At 65.1% G+C, this 21,425-nt stretch carries 23 protein-coding genes; 10 read left to right on the top strand and 13 right to left on the bottom strand.

Going from position 1 to position 21,425, the window contains the following annotated elements:
• Positions 1-2: 2 nt before the first annotated feature.
• Entirely contained in the window at positions 3-614 is a 612-nt protein-coding gene (locus tag AC5Y4H_RS13030; protein WP_499982253.1) for a TetR/AcrR family transcriptional regulator, read from the top strand.
• A gap of 21 nt (positions 615-635) precedes the next feature.
• Here the strand turns inward: AC5Y4H_RS13030 and AC5Y4H_RS13025 are convergent, their stop codons facing one another.
• The 3 genes from AC5Y4H_RS13025 to AC5Y4H_RS13015 form a co-directional block, all read right to left on the bottom strand.
• Entirely contained in the window at positions 636-1,916 is a 1,281-nt protein-coding gene (locus AC5Y4H_RS13025; protein ID WP_499982251.1) for a DUF427 domain-containing protein, read from the bottom strand.
• A complete protein-coding gene (locus AC5Y4H_RS13020; protein WP_499982249.1) occupies positions 1,913-2,680 on the bottom strand; it encodes an SDR family oxidoreductase in 768 nt (255 codons plus the stop codon). The genes AC5Y4H_RS13025 and AC5Y4H_RS13020 overlap by 4 nt, the downstream gene beginning before the upstream one ends.
• A 105-nt stretch (positions 2,681-2,785) precedes the next feature.
• Entirely contained in the window at positions 2,786-3,397 is a 612-nt protein-coding gene (locus AC5Y4H_RS13015) for a TetR/AcrR family transcriptional regulator (protein ID WP_068268263.1), read from the bottom strand.
• A 199-nt stretch (positions 3,398-3,596) separates the two neighbouring features.
• Between AC5Y4H_RS13015 and AC5Y4H_RS13010 the strand changes: the two genes are divergently transcribed.
• Positions 3,597-4,406, top strand: coding sequence for an SDR family NAD(P)-dependent oxidoreductase (locus tag AC5Y4H_RS13010; protein ID WP_499982245.1), 810 nt, complete (start codon positions 3,597-3,599; stop codon positions 4,404-4,406).
• Positions 4,407-4,426: 20 nt separating this feature from the next.
• Here the strand turns inward: AC5Y4H_RS13010 and AC5Y4H_RS13005 are convergent, their stop codons facing one another.
• The 7 genes from AC5Y4H_RS13005 to AC5Y4H_RS12975 all read right to left on the bottom strand — a co-directional run bounded on the left by AC5Y4H_RS13005 (position 4,427) and on the right by AC5Y4H_RS12975 (position 10,875).
• A complete protein-coding gene (locus AC5Y4H_RS13005) occupies positions 4,427-5,554 on the bottom strand; it encodes an acyl-CoA dehydrogenase family protein (RefSeq protein WP_499982243.1) in 1,128 nt (375 codons plus the stop codon).
• Position 5,555: 1 nt separating this feature from the next.
• The gene (locus tag AC5Y4H_RS13000; protein ID WP_499982242.1) at positions 5,556-6,197 is read right to left on the bottom strand and encodes a nuclear transport factor 2 family protein; all 642 of its coding nucleotides are present in this window, start codon (positions 6,195-6,197) and stop codon (positions 5,556-5,558) included.
• A complete protein-coding gene (locus AC5Y4H_RS12995) occupies positions 6,194-7,831 on the bottom strand; it encodes a class I adenylate-forming enzyme family protein (RefSeq protein WP_499982241.1) in 1,638 nt (545 codons plus the stop codon). Before AC5Y4H_RS12995 ends, AC5Y4H_RS13000 begins: the two co-directional genes overlap by 4 nt.
• Positions 7,832-7,841: 10 nt before the next feature.
• Complete coding sequence (locus AC5Y4H_RS12990; protein WP_499982239.1) at positions 7,842-8,609, bottom strand: enoyl-CoA hydratase-related protein; 768 nt, start codon at positions 8,607-8,609, stop codon at positions 7,842-7,844.
• 73 nt (positions 8,610-8,682) lie between these two features.
• Positions 8,683-9,432 (bottom strand): SDR family NAD(P)-dependent oxidoreductase, encoded by a 750-nt coding sequence (locus AC5Y4H_RS12985; RefSeq protein ID WP_499982237.1) that lies wholly within the window; start codon positions 9,430-9,432, stop codon positions 8,683-8,685.
• Positions 9,422-10,045: a TetR/AcrR family transcriptional regulator gene (locus AC5Y4H_RS12980; RefSeq protein WP_499982235.1), complete on the bottom strand. Its 624-nt coding sequence runs from the start codon at positions 10,043-10,045 to the stop codon at positions 9,422-9,424. Before AC5Y4H_RS12980 ends, AC5Y4H_RS12985 begins: the two co-directional genes overlap by 11 nt.
• A gap of 2 nt (positions 10,046-10,047) precedes the next feature.
• Positions 10,048-10,875 (bottom strand): MaoC/PaaZ C-terminal domain-containing protein, encoded by an 828-nt coding sequence (locus AC5Y4H_RS12975; RefSeq protein ID WP_499982232.1) that lies wholly within the window; start codon positions 10,873-10,875, stop codon positions 10,048-10,050.
• 101 nt (positions 10,876-10,976) lie between these two features.
• Here AC5Y4H_RS12975 and AC5Y4H_RS12970 point away from each other — a divergent pair, with 101 nt between their 5' ends.
• The 5 genes from AC5Y4H_RS12970 to AC5Y4H_RS12950 are packed head-to-tail and all read left to right on the top strand — an operon-like array spanning position 10,977 to position 15,496.
• Entirely contained in the window at positions 10,977-12,050 is a 1,074-nt protein-coding gene (locus tag AC5Y4H_RS12970; RefSeq protein WP_499982229.1) for an LLM class flavin-dependent oxidoreductase, read from the top strand.
• Positions 12,047-13,540 carry a class I adenylate-forming enzyme family protein gene (locus AC5Y4H_RS12965; RefSeq protein WP_499982227.1) on the top strand — a complete coding sequence of 498 codons (1,494 nt, stop codon included), beginning with the start codon at positions 12,047-12,049 and terminating at the stop codon, positions 13,538-13,540. Before AC5Y4H_RS12970 ends, AC5Y4H_RS12965 begins: the two co-directional genes overlap by 4 nt.
• The gene (locus AC5Y4H_RS12960) at positions 13,537-14,709 is read left to right on the top strand and encodes an acetyl-CoA acetyltransferase (RefSeq protein WP_499982226.1); all 1,173 of its coding nucleotides are present in this window, start codon (positions 13,537-13,539) and stop codon (positions 14,707-14,709) included. The genes AC5Y4H_RS12965 and AC5Y4H_RS12960 overlap by 4 nt, the downstream gene beginning before the upstream one ends.
• Positions 14,706-15,101: a Zn-ribbon domain-containing OB-fold protein gene (locus AC5Y4H_RS12955; protein WP_499982224.1), complete on the top strand. Its 396-nt coding sequence runs from the start codon at positions 14,706-14,708 to the stop codon at positions 15,099-15,101. The genes AC5Y4H_RS12960 and AC5Y4H_RS12955 overlap by 4 nt, the downstream gene beginning before the upstream one ends.
• The gene (locus tag AC5Y4H_RS12950; RefSeq protein WP_499982222.1) at positions 15,098-15,496 is read left to right on the top strand and encodes a nuclear transport factor 2 family protein; all 399 of its coding nucleotides are present in this window, start codon (positions 15,098-15,100) and stop codon (positions 15,494-15,496) included. The genes AC5Y4H_RS12955 and AC5Y4H_RS12950 overlap by 4 nt, the downstream gene beginning before the upstream one ends.
• On the opposite strand, the gene AC5Y4H_RS12945 is transcribed toward AC5Y4H_RS12950, so the two are convergent.
• The 3 genes from AC5Y4H_RS12945 to lipL are packed head-to-tail and all read right to left on the bottom strand — an operon-like array spanning position 15,493 to position 18,210.
• Positions 15,493-16,425, bottom strand: coding sequence for a TIGR03619 family F420-dependent LLM class oxidoreductase (locus AC5Y4H_RS12945; RefSeq protein WP_499982219.1), 933 nt, complete (start codon positions 16,423-16,425; stop codon positions 15,493-15,495). The genes AC5Y4H_RS12950 and AC5Y4H_RS12945 overlap by 4 nt on opposite strands.
• Positions 16,425-16,877 carry a nuclear transport factor 2 family protein gene (locus AC5Y4H_RS12940; RefSeq protein WP_499982218.1) on the bottom strand — a complete coding sequence of 151 codons (453 nt, stop codon included), beginning with the start codon at positions 16,875-16,877 and terminating at the stop codon, positions 16,425-16,427. Before AC5Y4H_RS12940 ends, AC5Y4H_RS12945 begins: the two co-directional genes overlap by 1 nt.
• A 58-nt stretch (positions 16,878-16,935) precedes the next feature.
• Positions 16,936-18,210 carry an esterase/beta-lactamase LipL gene (gene lipL / locus AC5Y4H_RS12935; protein ID WP_499982217.1) on the bottom strand — a complete coding sequence of 425 codons (1,275 nt, stop codon included), beginning with the start codon at positions 18,208-18,210 and terminating at the stop codon, positions 16,936-16,938.
• A gap of 113 nt (positions 18,211-18,323) precedes the next feature.
• Between lipL and AC5Y4H_RS12930 the strand changes: the two genes are divergently transcribed.
• From AC5Y4H_RS12930 to AC5Y4H_RS12920, 3 genes are read left to right on the top strand one after another with little or no spacing between them, the layout of a single operon-like run.
• Positions 18,324-20,342 (top strand): alpha-ketoacid dehydrogenase subunit alpha/beta, encoded by a 2,019-nt coding sequence (locus tag AC5Y4H_RS12930; RefSeq protein WP_499982216.1) that lies wholly within the window; start codon positions 18,324-18,326, stop codon positions 20,340-20,342.
• Complete coding sequence (locus tag AC5Y4H_RS12925; protein WP_499982214.1) at positions 20,339-20,572, top strand: biotin/lipoyl-containing protein; 234 nt, start codon at positions 20,339-20,341, stop codon at positions 20,570-20,572. The genes AC5Y4H_RS12930 and AC5Y4H_RS12925 overlap by 4 nt, the downstream gene beginning before the upstream one ends.
• On the top strand, positions 20,569-21,420 hold the full coding sequence (locus AC5Y4H_RS12920; RefSeq protein ID WP_499982211.1) for an enoyl-CoA hydratase/isomerase family protein: 852 nt from the start codon (positions 20,569-20,571) through the stop codon (positions 21,418-21,420). Before AC5Y4H_RS12925 ends, AC5Y4H_RS12920 begins: the two co-directional genes overlap by 4 nt.
• Positions 21,421-21,425 lie beyond the last annotated feature (5 nt).

Below are 21,425 nucleotides of genomic sequence, written 5' to 3'. Positions count from 1 at the left end.
ACATGTCGACTGACCGAGCAATTGCCGAAACAGAGGTCGCCGACGAGTTCGATCGACGCGAACAGATTCTCGACGCCGCCAATGAGTGTTTTACACAACTGGGCATCCAGCGCACCAGCGTGCAGGACGTAGCGCGGATGGCCAGGGTCTCCCGGGGCACCATCTATCGGTACTTCGTCGATCGCGACGTACTCATCGAGGCGGCGATCGAGCACGGAGCCCAACGCTTTTACCGTGAGGTCGCCGCGGCGATGGAAAAGAAGACCACGCTCGCTGAAAAACTCGGCGCTATGGCGGAAACGCACGCAAAGATCCTCCTGGAACATCGCACCCGCAATCGACTCATGGCCGATGACGCCGAGCTCATGCGACACATGGTCTCCGATGGCGACAGTGCAGTCCGGCGCACGACTAAGTTTCTCGAACCCTATGTGCGCGACGCGCAAAAACGCGGTGAGGTCGGAGCAGGAATCAACGTCACAGCGGCCAGCGAGTGGCTCGCGCGCATGATTTATTCCTTTTCGACGGTCAATAAGGGACTGAGCTTCGATATGACGAAGCCAAAAACCGTCCGCGACTATGTAGAGAAATTTGCCATCAACGGCCTGCGCTGAGGCAAGGCATTACCCGGCCGATCACATAGCCGTTCGGCTGTCGTGCCCCATTGCGGCGGGATCGGCCGCGAATTCACGGACCATCGCCTGGATCGTGTACGACGCGGCCAGCCGACCGTCTTGGCTGAACACCCGCCCGTCGCCCTGCACCAGCCCGCGCCCCGACCAAAAAGCGTGATTGGTGTACAGCAACCAGTCGGCAATATCCACCTCGTCGTGAAACGCGATGGTGGCCTTGATGATTCCCGTCGAAAGGCTGACGTGCGCGCGAGCTTCACCTAGTCCCCGGTGGGGAAGCATACCGGCCGCAATGGTCCAATGCGTCGTCGACTGAGCGAGCAGCGCGGCCTGTAAATAGCGTTCACCCGGCGCCTCACGAAATCGGACCCACGCATCGATCACTGGCGGTCCGACCCGGTCGGGGTCTGGATCGTAGGCCCCGTCGACCACGCGGATTTCGCGCCCGGTCATCCCAAAGCCCGGAAAGGGCACCGCCGCATCGGGTCTCGGCACGTCCGGCATCCGGTCAGTATTCCGCATTACCTCGCTCGCACCAGAGTCCGCGAGAATGATTCCCGCGCTGCGTAGCACGCCGTGCTGATTCACGCGGACTTCGGCCGACGAGAACGTTCTGCCACGGCGGAGAACATCGACGGTCAGGTCCACCGGTGCATCGAACGACGCCGCCTTGGTGAAAATCATCGATGCCGACGTAACTCTCTGCTCTGGAAGCACTTTCGATGCGGCGACGATGGCCTCGGCGAGGAGTTGTCCACCCTCGACAACATTGCGACGGGTGCGTCCATGAGCCGGCCCAACGAAACAGCCGTTCTGCATGGGCTGAACATCGATCAGCCTCTGCAGCTCAATTGCGTCTCCCCAAAGTGGGAACGTGACAGGAACCTTCGAGCCATCAGGCCAGTGTTCGACGACGACGACACGCAATCCATCGTCATAGAACGAGACGTGCCCCGCGATCGCGGCCACTTCAGGCAACGGGGTGCGGTATGTCCACACCACGTTTTCGATTGCGGGGTCAGCACCATTCAACGTCCAGTAACTTGCCCGGCCCTTGAAGGGGCACACGGTGGTGTGGTCCGACGGCGCGAAAAGTTCCCACCGCACATCAGCTTCGGGGAAGTACAGCCGGTCGTCGTGGTCGGTCTCGGTGACCACGAGGCAGCGGTCACTTTCGGCGACAAGTACATCGCCGAACCACACCTGACCGGCATGAGGGCACGGGATTGCTTCGATTCGGTATTCGGGGTGATCGGGCCACGCTGATTGGACTTGCGCTGTCATGCCGTCACGGCCCTACGCATCGACGACGGCGGACGGACGACGAGCTGCTCGAGACCGACGGCGGGAGAGTTCAGTGCACTCGCAAAAACGCCTGCCAGCACGTCGGCAACGTCTTCGGGCGTCATCAGCTCCTCTTGAAGCAGACCCCGCGCGATCCAATCCTGAACGACAATCCCCAGCAGATCGGGATCAAAGGCCGCGGTGAACTCCGTGGGCACGGTTCCTCCCACCGTAACGCAGCAGAACCGAAAACTCGGATGCTCGGTGCGCCAAGCGTTAAGGCTCTCCGACAGGGCGGCCTTACTGGATGAATAGGCACCGAGGGCGGTCCTCGGCTGACCCACGGTTTCGGAGGACAGGGCGCTGACGATCGCGGCGGGCGCAAGCACCGGCACACAAGACTTGATCACTTGATGAACGCTGATCACGTTGGTACGCATTACGTCCAGCCAGTCGTCGGCGGAGGTATCGGCGAACATGCGCAACGGGGCGTAACCCACCGATATGAAAAGCAAGTCGATGCCGCCCAGGGCGTCTCGTGCGACATCGGCGAGGCGCGCGCAATCCTCCATGCTGCGCACATCTGCGATCACCGCGCTACCGCAGCCGGCCTCGGTGGCAACCTCTTCCAGCCGATCCCGGCGGCGTGCAGCGATGAGAAGCTCCGCGCCCTCCTTACCCGCACGCACCGCGAAAGCCCGCCCGATCCCGGCCGATGCGCCCACGACCACGACGCGCTTGCCGGCCAAAGTCCGCTCACTCATGGCGCCCTCTTCTCACGTTCGCGGCTCAGCCCGCATCCGCCTTTGGTGAACACTAGTACATATGTTGTTCAGTTGCGCCCAAGCCCGTCTTGCGCAGGACGGAGATCAACGGAGACCGTTGATCGCGAAAGTTTCGACGTAGCGCCGCACTGTCGCCGGCTTGGACATGTCGAACGTCTGTGCCTCGTTGACGGTGGAGAACGAATAGATGATGCGCGCCAGCCATTCGCTGGCGGCCGTCACATCGACACCGGCGCCGATCTCGCCGCGTTCCCGGGCGTCGCGAACGTAAGGCATCAGAAATGCCGTCGTGCGGCGCACTGCGGTGTCTCCATCGGAGATCATGTGTCGCATCAACTCTGCGTCATCGGCCATCAATCGGTTTCGAGTGCGGTGGTCGATCAGTATCTTCGCGTGGGTTTCGGCCATCGCACCAACCTGTTCGGCCAGCGTCGCCTTCGCGGCCATCGCCACCGCGACTTCGCGATAGAACCGCTGTGCCCCGAACTCGATGGCGGCCTCGATGAGCACATTGCGGTCCTCGAAGTAGCGGTACACCGTGCCGCGCGACACGTTGGCTGTCCGCGCGACATCCTGCACGCTGGTGCGCGCGATCCCGAGCTGGGTGAAGCATTCGTTCGCCGCCCCCAGAATTTGGTCCCGGCGATCGAACTCCTCGGCCGAGTCCAGCTCGGCAGTGGCCCGTTCCGTCGACATTTCGCTCCTCTGCCGTGATAGCCGCCCCACCCGAAACAGCCATCTTACGCGACAAATATGCTCTTTATGTTCAATCTATGCCCAAGATCGCCCTTGCAACAGGCAGATTAGTGGTCATTTCTACATTTCCCGTTCTTTTGTTTAATATGGGCCTTTGCCGGGCGCGTTGCGTCAGGGTTCGCACGGAAGGGGCTTGGGCGTGGACCTGGGTGTGGCGGGGCGCAACTTCGTTCTCGTCGGCGGGACCACCGGGATGGGTTTCGCCGCCGCCCAGCAACTCGCCGAAAACGGCGCGAACGTTGCGCTTTTGGCTCGCGATGGTAACCGCGCCCGCGATCGCGCCGAGCAACTGAGCGCCGACCATGGCGTCCGTGCGGTCGGAATCGCCGTTGACGCCGCCGCCCTCGGCGACGGCGTGGACCGGGCTATCGATCACGCGGCGACGAGCCTCGGCCCGCTGCGAGGTCTCGCCGTGACCGCTGGCCCGATGAACCAGCAGGGACCGTTCCTCGAACACGGCGACGACTCGTGGGACTGGTACTACCAGCTGATCCTGATGGCTACCGTCCGCTCTTGCCGCGCCGCCATCCCCCACCTGCAGCGCAACGGCGGCGGGACGATAGTGACCACCGCCGCGTACTCGGTACGGGCGCCGAAGATTCTGATACCGCCCTACAACGCGCTGAAAGCGGCGGTGCTGACCCTGTCGAAGATCCTGGCCAAAACGCACGGTCCCGACGGCATCAGAGTGAACGCTGTGTGTCCAGGGTTGTTCGACACCGAGGTGAACGACTTCATTCGCGCGCAGCGCGCGGCGGAATACGACGTGCCACTCGAGGACGCGATCTACACGCACTTGGCGAGCAATCCGGACTGGAACATGCGGGTCGCCCTTCGCCGCGGAGGCCGCCCCGCCGAGGCGGGCGAGCTGATCGCCTTCCTGCTCGGCGAGCGCGCAGCCTTCATGACTGGCGCGGCCATCAACATCGATGGGGGCACGGACTTCTGACGCGCCCGCGCGTGCCGGTCTTAGATCCCGATCTCGTCGGCGAGCAGTCCGCGGTGGAACGTGGGGTCGCCCAGCAGGTGGCCGGAGGATTTTTCCCGCTTGTAGTACAGATGTGCGGGGTGCTCCCAGGTGAAACCGATACCACCGTGGATCTGGATGTTGGCCGCGGCGGCGCGCGCATACGCATCTGAGCTGCATGCCTTGGCCAGAGATGCGACCGCCGGCAGCTCGTCGGAGAGTTGGGCTGCTGCACGCACCGCGTAATGTGCTACGCCGCGGGCACATTCGACGTCCAGTAAGACGTCGGCGCACTTGTGGCGGATGGCTTGAAAAGACCCGATCGGCTTGCCGAATTGTCTGCGCACCTTGGCGTAGTCGACTGCCAGCTCGAGGCAGCGCTGTGCGCCGCCGACCTGTTCGGCCGCCAGCGCGGCACAGCCGAGCGCCAGGGTCCGCATCAGCACCGGCCACGCCTCACCCTCGCGACCAACCAGCGACGCCGGCGTTGCACTGAATTCGATGCGTGCCTGCTTGCGAGTCTGGTCCAAGGTCGACAACGACCGGCGAATAAGGCTGTCGACGCGGTCAACGGCGAAGAGCGACATGCCCGCATCGGTGCGGGCCGCCACGAAGATCACATCGGCGCTGCAACCGTCGAGAACAAACGCTTTGGTTCCGTCCAACACCCACCCGTCGCTTGTGCTGCGCGCCCGCGTCCGGATGGCGCCGACTTCCCAGCGGCCCGACTCTTCGGTGACGGCCAACGTCGCGACGGTGCCGCCGGATGCGATGTTTGGCAGATATCGCTTTTTGGCGGCGTCGTCGCTGGAATGCAGGATCAGGTTGCCCGCCAGCACGACCGACGCGAAGTAGGGCGACGGCAGCAGAGCCCGGCCCATTTCTTCGATGACAATTCCGAGTTCGACGAAGCTGAAGCCCTGCCCGCCGAATTCTTCCGGGATGGCCAGCCCGACGAGGCCCATCTGGTCAGACATCTGAGCCCACACACTCGAGTCGTAGCCCCTCGGCGATTCCATCTGCCGACGCACCTCAGCCTCGTTGGCCTTGCTCTCCAGGAATGAGCGCACGGTATTGCGCAGTTCGTTCTGCTCATCGGTGAACATGAAACTCATCGCATTGCTCGGCATTTCAGGTCTCCGGGCCGGTACGGCCGGTGGGGTCGACGCGAGGCACGTCGGCACCCCGGCGCAGGGTGCGCAACCACGCGCCGACGGCGGCGGGGGCCGGGACGGGCGCGTCGAAGCGTCCCGGGTCGGCGGTCCAGAAGGCCTCCCAGGACGGGAAGGCGTCGTGGAATGCGCCGTCGTGGTGCGGGGTATCGAGCCAGCGCATCTTGCGTGGCCCGACCGGTGGGTCGGTGATGTCGCTCTGGTACCAGAACAGCGGTGTGCGGCGGGCGAAATACCAATGGCCGTCGCGCCGTTCATAGCTGTCAAGGTAGGCCAGCAGTTCGATGACCCATTTCGACTGCGTCTCTAGGTCGTTGCGCGAGTAGACGAGTCCGCTGGCGTTGTCGGCGTCGTGCACGTCGATGACGTGGCCGAGGACACCGTGCGCGCTCCCCAACAGCGAGCGCCGGATCTGGGCGTCGTACCACTCCCGCATCGCCGCGCGACCGCGACCCTTGCCCGGCACTCCGATGTCATCCACGAAAAGGTTTGCCAAGGAATCGAAGTCACGCATGTCCAACGCCACCGCGTACTTGGCGGCCAGTTGCCGGATCTCGTCGATGGCTTCCAACCGGGCGATGCGCGCTTCCAGGTCCGTCACGCCAATTCCCCGGACTCCAGTAGCTGCACCAGCCGGTTCTTGTCGATCTTGTTGGTGGTGGTGTATGGCAGCCGGTCGGCGTCGGGCAGGATCGCCCACCTCTTCGGAATCTTGTAGGCGGCGAGTTGTTTTCGGCATGCGGTGACGAGCTCGTCTCGCGACGTGTGCCGTCCTTCGTTAAGCACGACTACCGCACAGACCACCGCGCCCCTGTCCGCGTCGGGAAGGCCGACAACATAAGCGATCCGGACGCCGTCGATGCCGGTGATCACCGCTTCGACCTCGACGGGCGCGACGTTGGCCCCCGCGGTCTTGATCATGTCGTCGGTGCGGCCAGTGAAGTACAGGAACCCGTCATCATCCAGGTACCCGGCGTCCTTGGTGTGATACCAACCGTCGGCGTCGAACACCTCGGCGCGCTGCCGTCCGATGATGCCGCGCATCATGGCCACACCTCGGACGCAAATCTCGCCGACCGTGCCATTGGGCACCTCCGCGCCGGAGTCGACAATCTTGTGCTCGTAGCCGGGTGCGGATACGCCGAGCGAACCGCGCTTGGTCTCGGGTACGGGCTCGTGCGGCGGCCACCACGTGTGCGAACTGCAGGTTTCGGTCATCCCTAGCTGCGTTACCCGCAACGAAGGATCGCTGGCGCGCAGTTCCGGCGCCAGCAGGACCTGGTGGTATCCCTCCCGAAGGCTTGAGAGGTCGGTGCGTGCGAAATCCGGATGATTCGCCAGGGCCGGACCGACATGTGGGAAACCCGTTGCGTAGGTGGCCCGCTCGGATTCGAGCAGGCGCAGCACATCACCGGCCTCGAATCGATGCTCGGTGAGAATCGTGATGCCCGTCTGCATCGGCCCCAGCAGGCCGAAGACCAATCCACCTACCCAGAAGAACGCCATCGGGATGTAGACGCGGTCGTGGGGCTTCCACTCGTGCTGGGTGGCGATGAAGCGGGAGTGCGTGATCACCGTGGCGTGCGTGTGAATGACGCCCTTGGGATCCGACGTGCTTCCCGACGTGTAGATGACCACCAGGTCGTCGGATGGGCGCACGGTAGATTCGCACGCCCGCAGGAATGCCTCGGACACCGGCTCCGGCCAGGCTGTCGGCCAGCGCCGATCGGTGTCGCCGAGCGCAAAGACGTTGCGCAAGTGGGGTAGTCGCTCTATAGCTAGCTGCCCGGCCGTCGTGGGAAAGCCACCGGCGGCCTCGGCGACCCGCGCTAGCATGTCCTTGCCGAGCAGCGAGTCGACCGACAGCAGCGTGTGGATGTCGGCATCGCGAAGCAGCCACCTCAACTCCTGCGGCTGGAAGAAAGTGTTGATCGGCACCGCGACAGCACCGATCCTGGTGGCTGCCAGGAACGCGACGACGAAGTCGGGCCCGTTCGGTGCGATCACTCCGACGCGGACACCTTTGGTCACTCCGGCCGCCACGAGTCGCCGGGCCATCTCGGCAGACCGGAAATCGGCCTGCGCATAGGTGATCCGCTCGACGGTGCCGTCACCGACCGAGGAAACGATGAAGTCGCTGTCGCCGTAATCACCAACCAGACTGGCCAGCATCGCCGGCAGCACCGGTGCGTACGGCAACGGGTCATAGCTGAACGTCCGTGCGGACTGACTCATGGCGCGACAGTCATTCCACTACCCAGCGTGGTTCACGCTTTTCGGCGAACGCGAGCATCCCTTCCCGGTAATCAGGATGGGTCAGCTGGTGTTGCAGCACGTAGCGATAGGCGACGTCATTGGCCGCGTGCAGCCCAACGTCGAGGCTGGCCCACATCGCCTTGATGGACGCCTGTACAGTTGCCGGCGAGAGTTTCGCTATTTCCAAAGCGATTTCCCTGGCGCGCTGCTGCAGTCGGTCAGCGGGCACCACCTCATTTATCAAGCCGATCTCGTAGCCTCGTTGTGCGCTGATACGCCCTTGCTTGGTCATCAGCCCCAACTGCATCACCATCGACAGCGGCATTCGGCGCAATAGCACCGCGGGTTCGAGCGCGAACACATTGCCCACTGTCAAGTGTGTGTCGATCAGTTCGGCATGTTCGGCTGCGATGATCAGGTCGGAGTCGGCGACCTGATGCAGAGCGCCTCCGACCGCCATCCCGTTGAGGGCGCAGATGACCGGCTTCCATACGTTGTGGTGAAGCCGGGAGCCGGGAATCTTGTTGCGGATGCCGCCCTCTGCCGTTGCCCGAATGTCCTGGCCCGCGGAAAACGCGCGGTCCCCCGCTCCGGTGATGATGGCCACTCGAATGTTGGGGTCGTCGCGGACGTGCGCCCACGCATTGCCGAGCTCGGTGCGGGTCAGATCGTCGGTAGCGTTGAGCCGCTCCGGGCGGTTGATGGTGATCGTGGCGACATGCTCGCTGACCTCGAACAGGATTCTCTTCAGTTCCACGGCGTCCCCTGGCATCGATCTCTAGCAGCTAAACAATATAGCAGAATTTGTCTTATCGTCTCATCCGGCACTTTCATGGCATCCACTGGCCCCCGGACACCGAAATCAGCTGGCCTGTCAGGTGTTTGGCTGCCGGCGAGCATAGGAATGCGACCACACCGGCAACGTCCGCCGGTTCGCCCAACTGCCCGCTCACGGTGGTCCGGCGCATCTGTGCCAGCTCGTCCTCGGTCTTGCGCCCGACCAGCCAGGGCGTCGCCGTGGTGCCGACGACAACCGTGTTGACCCGCACCCCGTGCTCGCCCAACTGGACGGCCATCAGCCGGCTCAGTCCTTCCACGCCCGCCTTCGCGGCTGCGTAGGCCGCCGGACCGGTACGCACGCCGTGGGCGGACACCGAGCTGATGTTGACGATCACCCCGCTGCCTTCGGCCACCATTTGCCGGGCCGCAACCTGCGCCATGATGAACGTGCCCTTGAGGTTGACTTTCACGATGCGATCCCAGTCCTCGTCGCTCTGCTCGAGAAACGTTCCGGGCAGCGTCATCCCGGCGTTGTTCACCAGTGCGCGAATGGGTCCGTACTTCTCGGCGAGGTCGCCCAGCGCATCCTCCACGGCGCCACGATCCGTAATCGAAAGGTTCATGGGGATAAGATCGCCCGAGCGCGCAGCGTCGCAAACCTGTGCTCGTGCAATGGCTTTCGCGTTGATGTCAACCGCGGCCACGCGATGACCGGCGGAAATCAACTCGGCGACGATGGCCTCACCGATGCCACGCGCTCCCCCGGTGACGACCGCCAGCGGACGTGATTCAACCGACACGCTGACCCCCTGTCGCCCCTGCCGCACGCTCGATCGCGGCGATGGAAGGCCGCACCAATTCAACGGATTCGGCCATCAGCTCTGGCAGGTTTCCCTGACCACCGCCGGCCACCCACACATCGATGGCCGCGCGGTTGGCGCTATTGGTCAGCGTGGCGGCGAGCCGGGGCCGCAGGTCCGACTCCCCATTGCTGTTCAGCCAACGCGCCACCTCGGCGGTGAGCTGATCGATCCAGTCCTCGTTGATCCGCAACATCGTTGCGCGCAGCGAGGCCACGTTGTGGTACATGTTGGCGCGGACCACGAAGAGCTCGGGCTGTTCGATGATGGCCTCCGCCACCGCGGTCGACGCTTCGGCAAGGGCGTCCCATAAGGAGTTCGACCGCGCGGCACGAAACCGGCGGGTGGCCTCCTGGAGCCGCTCGGCGTAGCCGTCGAACAGTATGTCGTCCTTGGTGGCGAAGTGGTGAAAGAAGGTGCGCGGCGCCACACCCGCCGCGGCCGAGATCTGCTCGACTGTGGTCGTTTCGTAGCCCTGGGTGGTGAACAGCTCGATCGCCGCGTGAATGAGTGCCTGTCGGTTGCGCAATCCGCGTGCCCGCCGTTGGTCCATGGTCAACCTCCCGCCAGGGTGGCAGTTCCTGAGTTCAACGCGACGACGTCTCCTTGCAGCGTCCGGAAACGCACGGAATTTCCGGTTCGCCACATCTCGGTGCGCAGCGAAGCGTCGAGCTCGACCGGCTTGGCAAACCGGCAACTCAAGGATGTCAACGCCTGTGGATTGCCGTGGCCGATTGCGTTGATCAGCGCCCGCGCGGCGAATCCCAGGGTGCACAGCCCGTGCAGGAACACGTTGTCGAAGCCGAATTTGCGGGCGGCGGCCGGATCGATGTGGAGCTGGTTGCGGTCGCCGGACAACCGATAGATCGCGGCCTGTTCCGGCCGGATCACGTCGTCGAAGACTTCGTCCGGTGGCCCGTCCGGATCTGGCTCGGCCGACGGGCCCCGCTCGCCGCCGAATCCCCCGGCGCCGAGGACCATGGTCTGCGACCGGGCCACAAAGACGGTCCCGTCCGCGTCGACCCCACGACTGGTCAACTCGACGGCGGCGTGTTTCCCCTTGTCCCATACCGACGACACCTCGGCCTGCACCGACAGTTCGCCGCTGGCGCCGATGTGTCGATGCAGCTCCAGCGACTGGGCCGAGTGGACGATCGGAAACGTACCCAGGTCGAGAACACTGCGGAGATCCTTGACTGCCCACCAGTTGGCGATGAGGGCAAAGGTCGGCAACACCGCAGGACCGCAAGCCTCATTGAGCAGTGCCAACTCGGCGGGTGGGCGGGCGCCAACCCCCAACGCGTAGAGGATCACGTCGGTCTGATCCCACGTGAATGACGCCGGCCTCAGAGCGGTTCCGACCACCGAGTCGGAGAGGGTCACGGCGCCTCCTTGGATTGAACGGATTGACGATATATGTTCAATCGTGCAATATAGTGGCAGTAACTGCAACTATATTAATAGGGTCAGAAGGAAGGACCGACATGAAGTTCGGCGTGTTCATCCTCGGCGACAAGCCCAACCACCTCAGCGAGCGAGAGGTGCTGGCCAACGTGCTGGAGGAAGCGCGCTGGGCAGAGGAGCTCGGCTACGACGAGGTCTGGCTGGCCGAGCACCACTTCTCTCCATACGGGATGCTCCCCGACCTTCCGCAGGTAGCCACGGCGATCGCGGCGCAGACCGAACGCATCCGCATCGGGACCGCGTGCATGGTCGCGCCCTTCCACGAGCCGATCCAACTGGCAGAACGCATCGCGATGGTCGATGTCTTGTCCGGCGGACGCTTCGACGCCGGCTTCGGCCGCGGCTACCAAGCGCACGAGTTCCAGGGTTTTGGCATCTCGATGGACGAGGCCACCAGCCGCTACCAGGAGTGCGTGGAGATCGTCAACCGGCTGCTGACCGAGGAAAACGTCAGCTATCGCGGCAAGTACTTCCAGCTCCAGGACGTGACCATCTACCCGCGACCGGCGCAGCAGACGATTCCGGTGTGGGGCACGGTGATGAAGACGCCTTCAAGCTTCGAGTGGCTCGCCGAGAAGGGCTTCGGTGCGATCATCGGCAACCCCTACCAGGTCGACCCGGACCTGCAGGGGGCGCTGGACATCTACCTGAAGGTGCAGTCCGAGAAAGGACTCGAAGCAGCCACCGGCAACGTATGGGCGTTGCTCAACGCGTTCTGCCACGAAGATGACGCGTTCGCCCGCAGCTACCCGCGTGAGAGTGTCGAGCTGTCCATCCAGACCCATCGCAAGTATTCGAGCCCCTTCGAGCGGGGCGGCGAGATTCCGGCCGACTATAAGGCCTACTCGGACTGGTTCGACAAGCACGACAAGCAGAGCTACGAGCAAGTGCTGAATTCACACCTGACACTGATGGGTAATCCGGACCGCATCGTGGAGAAGATGCGTACCGTAATCGACATGGGTTGGCGCAACATCATATTGCGCATGTCGCGAGGCGGGGCGATGGATCGCGCAAAGGTCTACGAGTCGATGAAGCTGTTCGCCCAAGAGGTGATCCCGGCGGCCACCGAGCTCGCGGCAGCGGCGGCTTGAGCCAGCAGCTGGCCGACCGCATCCGCGCGGTTCTGGCGATCGACCCCGGGGCGCCTGCCATCGAGTACCAGGGTTCTTGGACGACTTGGCAGGCGTTGGCAGACATCGCTTCGGGAGTTGAAAGTCAGCTGGCGGCAGTAGGTTTGGACGAGGGGTCTCCTGTCGGTCTGGTGCTGCGTAACCATCCCGCGATGGTCGGGGCGATGCTCGGAGTGCTATTGGCCAACGGTTGCATCGTCACGATCAACCCGTCACACGGTGACGCCGGACTCGCATCGGACATCCGTGGGCTGAGGTTGCCCGCGGTGGTCGCGTTGCCGACCGACTGGCAGCGCCGCGGAGTCGCCGACGCCGCCGACGGCGCGATGGGGCTGCGGGCAACGATCGACCCGGCCTGCTGCCAACCCGTGTCCGGGCTCGAACGTCCCGGGCCGGGCCCGTTTCGCGAACCGGCCGACGGCATCGCAGTAGAAATGTTGACCAGTGGCACGACCGGTCCGCCGAAGCGAATACCGCTGTCCTACAGTTCTTTCGAGCACACCCTCGCCGCGGCGAGCGCACATTACGGCCCGGGACGCAGGGCGGAACTCAGACTGCGTTCCGGCGTCGCGATCGTAGCCTCGCCGATGGTGCACATGTCCGGCCTGTTTCGCACGCTGCTCAACGTCTGCGAAGGCCGAAAGATCGCACTGCTGGAGCGATTCCGGGTGCCCGATTTCGTGGAATTGGTGGTCCGGCATCGGCCACGCGCCGTGAGCCTGGTGCCGTCGGCGCTGTCAATGGTACTCGACGACGGGGTGGCCCCTGAGGTGTTCTCCAGCGTCGAGGTGGTGACCTCGGGGACCGCACATCTGCCCGTCGACATACAAGAGGAGTTCGAGCAGCGCTACGGGGTTGCGGTGTTGCCATCCTACGGCGCAACGGAATTCGCGGGCGGCGTCGCAGGGTGGAACCTTGCTCTACATCGCGAGTGGGCCACAGCCAAACGCGGGAGCGTAGGGCGGCCCCAGCGGGGCCGGGAAATACGCGTGATGTCCCTAAAAGGCGACCGCGAGCTGCCGGCCGGCGAGCAGGGTCGCATCGAGGTCCGTACCCAGGGGGGCGAGTGGGTGCGGACCACCGACCTCGGCCGTGTCGACGACGACGGCTTCGTGTTCATCGATGGGCGCATCGACGACGTCATCATCCGCGGCGGCTTCAAGGTCACCCCCGCCGAAATCGTCGAGGTCCTGCGCAGCCATCCGGCTGTGCGCGACGCCGGTGTGGCCGGTCTGCCCGATGAGCGGCTCGGCCACGTGCCGGTCGCAGCAGTCGAGTTGGTCCACGGTGGTCAGGTCACATCGGAGGATCTACTGACCTATGTGCGCGACCGAGTCAGTCGCTATCAGGTTCCGGCCCGTCTGGTCATCGTCGACGAGTTGCCACGGACGCCGTCGCTGAAGGTCAGCCAGCCCGGCGTGCGCGAATTATTCGCAGAGGTGCGGAGTTGACAACCGTCATCCGAGGAGCGGCGGCCATCGTCGGCGTGGCCGACGAGGTCTCGCCGACCGGTGTGATCGACGTCCCCCTGCGGGAGCTCGAGGCGCGAGTCATCACCGCGGCGTTGGCCGATGCGGGCTTGTCCCTGCGGGACGTCGACGGCCTGTGCACCTGCACCGGCGGAACACTTATGCATTCGGTGGAACTGGCCGAATACCTAGGAATAACACCACGCTTCACCGATGCCACTCAAACCGGGGGCGCCAGCTACGGGCTGTACGTCGAGCATGCCGCCGCTGCGATCGCCGCCGGCGAAGCCGAGACCGTGGTGATCGTCTACGCCTCCACGCCGCGCGCCGCGCGCAAGCGTGGCGAAAAAGGCCTCGGCGTCTTCGCCACCCCCGAGCGGCTGGAATGGGAGACGCCGTTCGGGGTAATGCTCCCTATCAGCGCCTATGCCCTGGCGGCCAACCGCCACATGGCGACGTACGGGACGACGCCCGAACAGCTGGCCCAGATCGCCGTCGACACCCGGCGCTGGGCGGTAATGAATCCGCGCGCTCACCTGCGCGAGACGATCACCGTGAATGACGTCTTGGACTCCGGCTTCATTGCCGAACCGCTACACAAGCTCGAGTGCTGCTTAGTCACCGACGGCGCCGCGGCGCTGGTGGTCACGAGCGCCGAGCGCGCCCGCGACCTGGCCGAGCCGCCGGCCTTCGTCCTGGGTGCGGCGTCGGCGGCCTCGCACGCGATGATCTCCCAGATGCCCGATCTCACCGTCACGCCCGGGGCGGTGTCCGGGCCCGCCGCGTTCAGGGCCGCTGGCCTCACCCCGGCCGACATCGACGTGGTCGAGCTCTACGACTCGTTCACCATTACGGTGTTGCTGGCGCTCGAAGACTTGGGCTTTTGCCCGAAGGGCGAAGGCGGTCCGTTTGTCGCGGACGGCGCATTGGGACCCGGAGGTACGCTGCCCGGTCAGACGTCCGGCGGCGGCCTCGCCTACACACACCCCGGAGCGTTCGGGGCCTTCCTGCTCGTCGAGGCCACGCGCCAGCTGCGCGGTGAATGCGGCGAACGCCAGGTCCCAGAAACGAAAACGGCTGTCGCACATGGCACCGGCGGGGTGCTCTCGGCCACGTCGACGGTGATTCTGGGAACGGGGGCCACGCTATGAGCGGAACCGTCCCGGTTCCCGCGCCCAGCCCGGCGTCCGCCCCCTTCTGGGACGCGACCCGGCGTCGCGAGCTGACGGTTCAACGATGCGAATCGTGCGCGCGGCTCGTCTGGTACCCGCGGTTCGTCTGTCCGCACTGCGGCGGGTCATCGCTGGTGTGGGAGAAGTTGAGCGGCGACGGGGTGGTTTACGCGGTCAGCGTGCACCATCGCGCCGCGCTCCCCGCCCTTGCCGACAGGGTGCCGTATTCGGTTGTGCTCGTCGATCTGGACGAAGGTGTCCGGATGATGTCGAACGTATTCGGTCCCGCTCCCGCGGTCGGTGACCGTGTCACCGTGGCGTGGGTGCCGCTCGAGGACGGCCGCAATCTTGCTGTCTTCGAACCGAAGTGAGTCCTGACAGCGCCCTGCGGCGCGCCCGCGAAGAGCTCGTGCTCCGGCACGTCGCGGCCGAGAATGCGCGCGACCTGGAGGCGGCGATGGCTACGTTCACCCATCCCCGCTACGAGATCATCCCTACCGGAACCGTTTTCGACGGCGACGAGGCGGTCCGCGCAATGTTGTTGCAGCAGTGGGTGGATCTCTCCATGCTGCGATATGCCGCGGAGGCGATCTACCATGGGGACAATGGTCTGGTCGTGGAGACCCGCACGACCGCACCCGGCACACCGTTCGACATGTTGAGCGTCAACCTCTTCGGGTTCCGTGGGCCCGATCTCGTCCTGGAACGTTGTTATTTCGACCGGATGCTGCTCGCTGCGCAACTCGAGTCGATCCGCACGCCCTAGCCATCGACAGCGTCACGGACCGCCTGGACGAGTGCGGGGATGTCGCGTTCCCGATTCGCGCCAGGCAAGGGCCAGTGGGTCATCCGCAAGTCGGTGACGCCGGCGTTCGCCAGCGCGGTCGCTCCCGCGGCGATCGCGGAGAGGTCGAGCCGGCCATCGGCACTCGTCTGCACACGCAACGTCCCGGCAACACCAAACCCGTCCGGGTCGCCGCCGGCGCGCTCGACCGCGGCGCGCATTCGACCTATTCCCGCGGCGACATCCCGCGCATCCGGACCCCACGGGATCCAGCCCTGTCCAAAGCGAGCGAGCCGGCGAGCGACCGCTCGGTTCACCGTCCCGCTCACCCAGAGCGGTACTCCGCCGGGCTGCACGGGTTTGGGCATCTGGTGTATCCGCTCGAAACTCAAATCGGCTGAGTGGTAGCTCACCTCGTTTTCCCGCCATAACCGCTGGCATACCTCGAGCGTCTGGTCCAGGATCGCCCCACGTCGGTCGAAGTTCACCGCGGCCGCGTCGTATTCCTCACGCTGCCAGCCGACGCCTACCCCGACATCGATGCGGCCACCGGACAGAACGTCCATGGTCGCAAGGGTTTTCGCAAGGACCGCGGCCGGACGCAGCGCGGCGAGCAAAATGTTTGTGCCCAGCCGGATTCGCTCGGTCCTTGCCGCCAGGTAGGTCAGCGTCGTGAGCGGTTCCAGCCAGTGTCCGTCGGGCCCGGTCGGTTGCCGACCGCCTACCGTTCCGCCCGTCCGTGGATCCGCGTACGCGTCCATGTTCGTGCCGAACGCAACGTGTTCCGACACCAACAGGCGGTCGAATCCAGCGCCCTCCAATAGCTGCGCCCAATCCGTGAGGTGGTCCCAATCCGGCGGTGCCGCGGCCGAGAACGACGGAATGCCCATCGAGAGCTGTAGCGGGTCCATCAACTGAGTCCTCCGATCGACGCGGTCCGGTCCTCGGTGGCATCAACGACGACCTTGCGGTGCGCGATCCGCCACCGCCCCTCGCCGTCGAGCGAATACTTGTCCAGATAGCGGATGTGCATGACGTGGTTCTGCCCGTCCGGCTCGCCATCACGAAAGTGATTGGCAGTGCAGTAGATTTCGCCGACGGCCGACTCCCCCTCGACGACATACAGGCCCTGTGCAATGAGGTGAGCCGTGCGCGGCCAGCGCGCGACGATGTCGATGACTCGTTGGATCTCGTCGTGACCGGTCAACGTTCCCGGTTCGCGCCCGCCCCTTTCGACGAGCATGGACGCGTCGGGTGTGAACACCGCCAGAAGCGCGTCGCGATCTCGGCGATCGACCGCCGCCGCGTACCTGCGAGACAGCGCTTCGAGTTCCGCATGGGGAACTGCCCGCGAGATATCCATCTAATTCCCGTGCCGACCGGATAAAGACCCGTAGACGATACCGCCCGGGGTTGTCGGGTCAGCGGCCGGCGGTTTCGGTGCGCGCCTCGTCGGCGGGCCGCGCCCCGAACTGGGGCACCGCCACGAACCCGCGGGCGTGCGCTGCGGTGACGGCACGCTGCAGCGGTATCAGCAGCGGCACGAAGAGGAGTTGGTCGGCAACCATCGGTGTCAGCAGCCGGTTGTGTACGAAGCCGAATGAGCTCTTGCTGATCGGGTCGGCCCAGCCGATCGTCCCGCCCAGACCGGCATGCCCAAAGCCCCGCAGTAGGCCGGGCACCGGTGATCCGTGGTAGCCCAGGTGAAATGACATCGGGAAGAAGACGTTGAGGTCCGGCCGCAAGCTGCGCGTGCCCGTGAGCGACACGACCAATTCCTCGGAGAGGAACCGCTGCCCGTCGATATTTCCACCGTTGGTGAGCGCCCCGTACATCTTGGCCAGCCCCCGCGCGGTCACCACCGCGTTCACGGCGGGAATCTCGCTGTCGAGCAGCGCCATGTCGCCCTGCACCAGGGAGGTGATACCGGGTACGTAGGTCGCGCCGAGCGGGCCCGGAACCGGCAGTCTGGCCATCAGCGAGACCAGGTGGCCGAGCAGCGGGCCACCCGAGAAGCGTTGCGGGAACATGGTCTGCGCTGCCTTCGTCGGCCCGTCGGCCGGCGGCCGCCCCAGGTGGATACCGTCGGTGTCCAGTGGTCGCGCGATCTCCGTGCGGAACAGCTCCCGCATGCCCTTGCCGGTGATCGCGCGGGCCAATCCGGATGCCAACCATCCATAGGTGAACGCGTGATACGCCGCCCGGCCGGCGAGGCGGTCAACCGGCGCCGCGGCCAGCCGCTCCTCCATGAACCGGTGATCGAGCAACTGCTCGGTGGTGATGGTCCCGAGCCGGGAGAGGCCGGTCGTGTGACGCATCATGTCACGCACGGTGATGTCGGATTTACCGTTGGCGCCGAACTCGGGCCAGTACTGCGCGATGGGGTCGTCGTAGGACAGCGACCCACGGTCGGCGAGCCGGTGCAGCACCGTCGACGCCACGCCCTTACCCGCGGAGAAGACCATCGCGCCGGTGTCCGCAGACCAGGGCACCCGCCCCTCGCGATCGGACCAGCCGGTCCACACGTCGACGACGGGTTCCCCATCGACATACACAGACAGCGCCCCACCGCCATACCGTGGGCCGGGAAACAGCGTGGCGAAGGTTTTCACTGCGCAGGCAAATCGAGGGTCGGCGGCGCCGTGCACATGGGTGGGCAGACCGTCACCGGCTTGCAGGGCTAGTCGCTTGGGCATCGGGGTCCAAGTTCTCCTCAACTGCGTTTGAGCCGCCCATCGGACGACTGAACAGATATCGTCATATTGTATTGTATGCTCGTCGACGGAGTGTGCATGGCGAAGGAGTGGTGATGGCCACGCAGGTAGACACCGGAACTCGGGCCCTGAGTAGCGACCGTGCCGTCGAGTTGTACCGACTCATGAGCAAGGTGCACCACAGCGACCAGCGCGTCCGAAAGGGCCTGTCTTCCGGTGAAATCGCGATGAGCTACTGGCCGGTGGACGGGCAGGAGGCGATGTCGGCCGGGGCCGCGCTCGCCCTGTCAAGCACCGACCAGCTGGTCACCACCTATCGCGGACTCGGCGACGTGGTGGCCAAGGGCATCGACCTGCCCGGATACTTCGCCGAGATCTTGGGCCGCGGCACCGGCCTGTCGAAGGGCAAGGCCGGCGCCATGGGCATCTACGACCCTGACCACGGCATCGCCTGGACCACCGGCATCGTCGGTGCCGGCCCGCTGATCGCGAACGGGATCGCATTGGCGGAGGCCATCAAGGGCAGTGACCGCGTAATACTGGTGAGCTTCGGCGACGGGGCGACCAGCATCGGCTACGTCCACGAGGCCATGAACATGGCCGCGCTGTGGTCGCTTCCGGTGGTGTTCTTCTGCCAGAACAACGCGTGGGCCGAATGCACGCCGGTGGCCGGCTATACCCGCACGACGCGATTCTCCGACCGGGCCGCCGGCTACGCGATGCCCGGCGTCACGGTGGACGGCACGGATCCTCACGCGGTGTATCACGCCGTCGCCGAGGCCGCCGGGCGCGCGCGGTCCGGCGGCGGCCCATCGTTCGTCGAAGCGGTGGCATATCGCCTGCAGGGCCACTATTTCGGGGACCAAATGCCGTACGCGGACCCTGACGAGCTGGCGGCCAAGCGCGCCGACCCCGCCTTTGCGCGGTACCGGCAGCGGCTCATCGACGACGGTCTCGCAACCCGAGACGAGCTCGACCGCATTGACGCCGAACTGATCGCAGAAATCGACTCGGCCTTCGCCACCGCCCGCGACGCAGAGGCTCCCGCCGTAGCGGAACTCACTCGCGACGTGTTCGCCGCGCACGGCACCGAACTAGCGGCACCCGTTACGCAGCGTGCGACGGTACCCGAAGGAGATACCGAGAATCTAGGTCTCGTGCAGGCGATTCACCGCACGCTGGATCGCGCCATGGCCGCCGATGATTCGATCGTGCTGCTCGGCGAGGACATCGCCGATCCCGCGGGCGGCATGTTCAAGATCACCGCCGGGCTGTCCACTAAATATGGCGCCAACCGGGTGCGCGACACCCCGATCGCCGAGTCCTCCATCATCGGAGCCGCCGTTGGTGCGGCACTCGGCGGGCTGCGGCCGGTGGCGGAGCTCATGTTCATGGACTTCCTGGGTGTGGCCATGGATCAGATCGCCAACCACGCCGCGAAGATCCGGTACATGTCAGGTGGCCGGCAGGGCGCACCGGTCGTCATCCGCGCCATGGTGGGCACGGCCGCAGGACCGCAACACTCGCAAGCGTTCGAGGCGTGGGCGATGCATACGCCCGGAATCAAGGTCGTCTGGCCCAGCACCGCTGCGGACGCCGTGGGCCTGCTCAATGCATGCCTGGCAGAGGACGATCCGTGCCTGTTCGTGGAGTCGATGAAGCTCTTCTATGGCGGCGGCAAGGGGCCCGTGCCCACCGCCGACTATGTGATCCCGCTCGGGCAGGCCGACATCAAACGGGCTGGGACCGATGTGACGATCTGTACGTACGGCACCATGGTCCATTCCGCGCTCGATGCAGCCAACCAGCTTGACGCCGAAGGTATTTCGGTCGAGGTCGTGGATCTGCGGACGCTGGTGCCGCTGGATCTGGCGGCGGTGATCGAATCGGTCCGCAAGACCCGGCGCCTGGTGGTGGCCCACGAGTCGGTCGGATTCTGCGGACCGGGGGCCGAAATCGCCGCCGCCGTGGGCACCGAGCTGTTCGGTGTGCTGGTGAGCCCCGTTCAACGCGTGGCCGGCACGTATACGCCGGTGCCGCGCGCGGCCACCCTCGAAGCGGCGTGCCGTCCGGGCGCCGCGCAACTCGTCGAAACCGTCAGGAGAATCGTGTGATCGAGGTGCGGATGCCCAAACCTGGAGATGCGATCACCGAAGCGGAATTGATCGAGTTCTACGTGGCGGACGGTGACCACGTTTCCGAGGGCGACCCGCTTTACCAGATCGCCACGGACAAGGTCGAAATGGACATCGAGGCGCCGGCCAGCGGAGTGGTCGCCTGGAAGGTCAGTGTGGGCGAAACCTACAGTGTCGGTGAACTTCTCGCAGTGATCGGGGAACAGTGACCGCGCTCCCCGAATCGGTCGACATCGACCTCGGCACCCCAGAGCTGATCGGGCGTATCGAGGGCGACACATTGACCGTTACGATCAGCCGTCCCGAGAAGAAGAATGCCGTCACGGCAGACGGCTACCACGGCATCAAGCGGGCAGCCATGATCGTCGCCGACGAGCCGGGTTTGAGCTTCCTGGTGATCACCGGATTCGGCGAGGCGTTCTGCGCGGGTGGGGACATGAACGCGGTGGGGAACCCGGACCGGACGTGGGACGCATTCACCGAATCATACGACGGGACGCCGTTCGAAACGCTCGGCAAGATACCGAAACTCGTCGTCTGCGCGGTTAACGGAATTGCCCTTGGCGGTGGTTTGGTGATGACGCTGTTCGCGGATCTGGTCGTCGCATCCAATCGAGCCCGATTCCGCGTCCCCGACCTCACCCGCGGCGTATACGAAGCGTTCGTCGCCGCCCGGCTGCCGCAGCGATTGGGGACCCTAAGAGCCAATCACCTTATCTATGCCAACGATTGGATCGACGCGCAAGAGGCCGAGCGACTCGGCCTGGTCGGTAAAGTCGTGCCGCACGACTCCTTGCTGCCGGAAGTCGACGCCTTGCTAGAACGGGTCCGAAAGACCGGCCCCGTCGCACGCGCCGCAATCAAACGCGAGATGGCGCGTGCGCTGCCACCCGTGGACGTCACGGGTTACTGGTCGTCCATCGGCACCACCGAACAGATCGAAGCTTTTACGGCATTCCTGCAGAAAAGGGCTCCCGAGTGGCCGGTGAACCACGACCGCGAGGCCTTCGTGCAGACTCGCCGACCGAGCTGGCTACCACCAAGAGATGGCGACTGATCCAC

The sequence above is a fragment of the Mycobacterium sp. NGS58 genome (genome assembly GCF_059812385.1).
This window is presented reverse-complemented; position numbering and strand designations above follow the sequence as displayed.

Bases quoted from the DNA above. Each gene is read 5' to 3' on its own strand.
- AC5Y4H_RS12970 (WP_499982229.1), top strand. From the start codon at position 10,977: ATGAAGTTCGGCGTGTTCATCCTCGGCGACAAGCCCAACCACCTCAGC.
- AC5Y4H_RS12955 (WP_499982224.1), top strand. From the start codon at position 14,706: ATGAGCGGAACCGTCCCGGTTCCCGCGCCCAGCCCGGCGTCCGCCCCC.
- AC5Y4H_RS12980 (WP_499982235.1), bottom strand. From the start codon at position 10,045: ATGGACCAACGGCGGGCACGCGGATTGCGCAACCGACAGGCACTCATT.
- lipL (WP_499982217.1), bottom strand. From the start codon at position 18,210: ATGCCCAAGCGACTAGCCCTGCAAGCCGGTGACGGTCTGCCCACCCAT.
- AC5Y4H_RS13030 (WP_499982253.1), top strand. From the start codon at position 3: ATGTCGACTGACCGAGCAATTGCCGAAACAGAGGTCGCCGACGAGTTC.
- AC5Y4H_RS13015 (WP_068268263.1), bottom strand. From the start codon at position 3,397: ATGTCGACGGAACGGGCCACTGCCGAGCTGGACTCGGCCGAGGAGTTC.
- AC5Y4H_RS13020 (WP_499982249.1), bottom strand. From the start codon at position 2,680: ATGAGTGAGCGGACTTTGGCCGGCAAGCGCGTCGTGGTCGTGGGCGCA.
- AC5Y4H_RS13005 (WP_499982243.1), bottom strand. From the start codon at position 5,554: ATGCCGAGCAATGCGATGAGTTTCATGTTCACCGATGAGCAGAACGAA.
- AC5Y4H_RS12930 (WP_499982216.1), top strand. From the start codon at position 18,324: ATGGCCACGCAGGTAGACACCGGAACTCGGGCCCTGAGTAGCGACCGT.
- AC5Y4H_RS12945 (WP_499982219.1), bottom strand. From the start codon at position 16,425: ATGGACCCGCTACAGCTCTCGATGGGCATTCCGTCGTTCTCGGCCGCG.
- AC5Y4H_RS13025 (WP_499982251.1), bottom strand. From the start codon at position 1,916: ATGACAGCGCAAGTCCAATCAGCGTGGCCCGATCACCCCGAATACCGA.
- AC5Y4H_RS12940 (WP_499982218.1), bottom strand. From the start codon at position 16,877: ATGGATATCTCGCGGGCAGTTCCCCATGCGGAACTCGAAGCGCTGTCT.
- AC5Y4H_RS12995 (WP_499982241.1), bottom strand. From the start codon at position 7,831: ATGAGTCAGTCCGCACGGACGTTCAGCTATGACCCGTTGCCGTACGCA.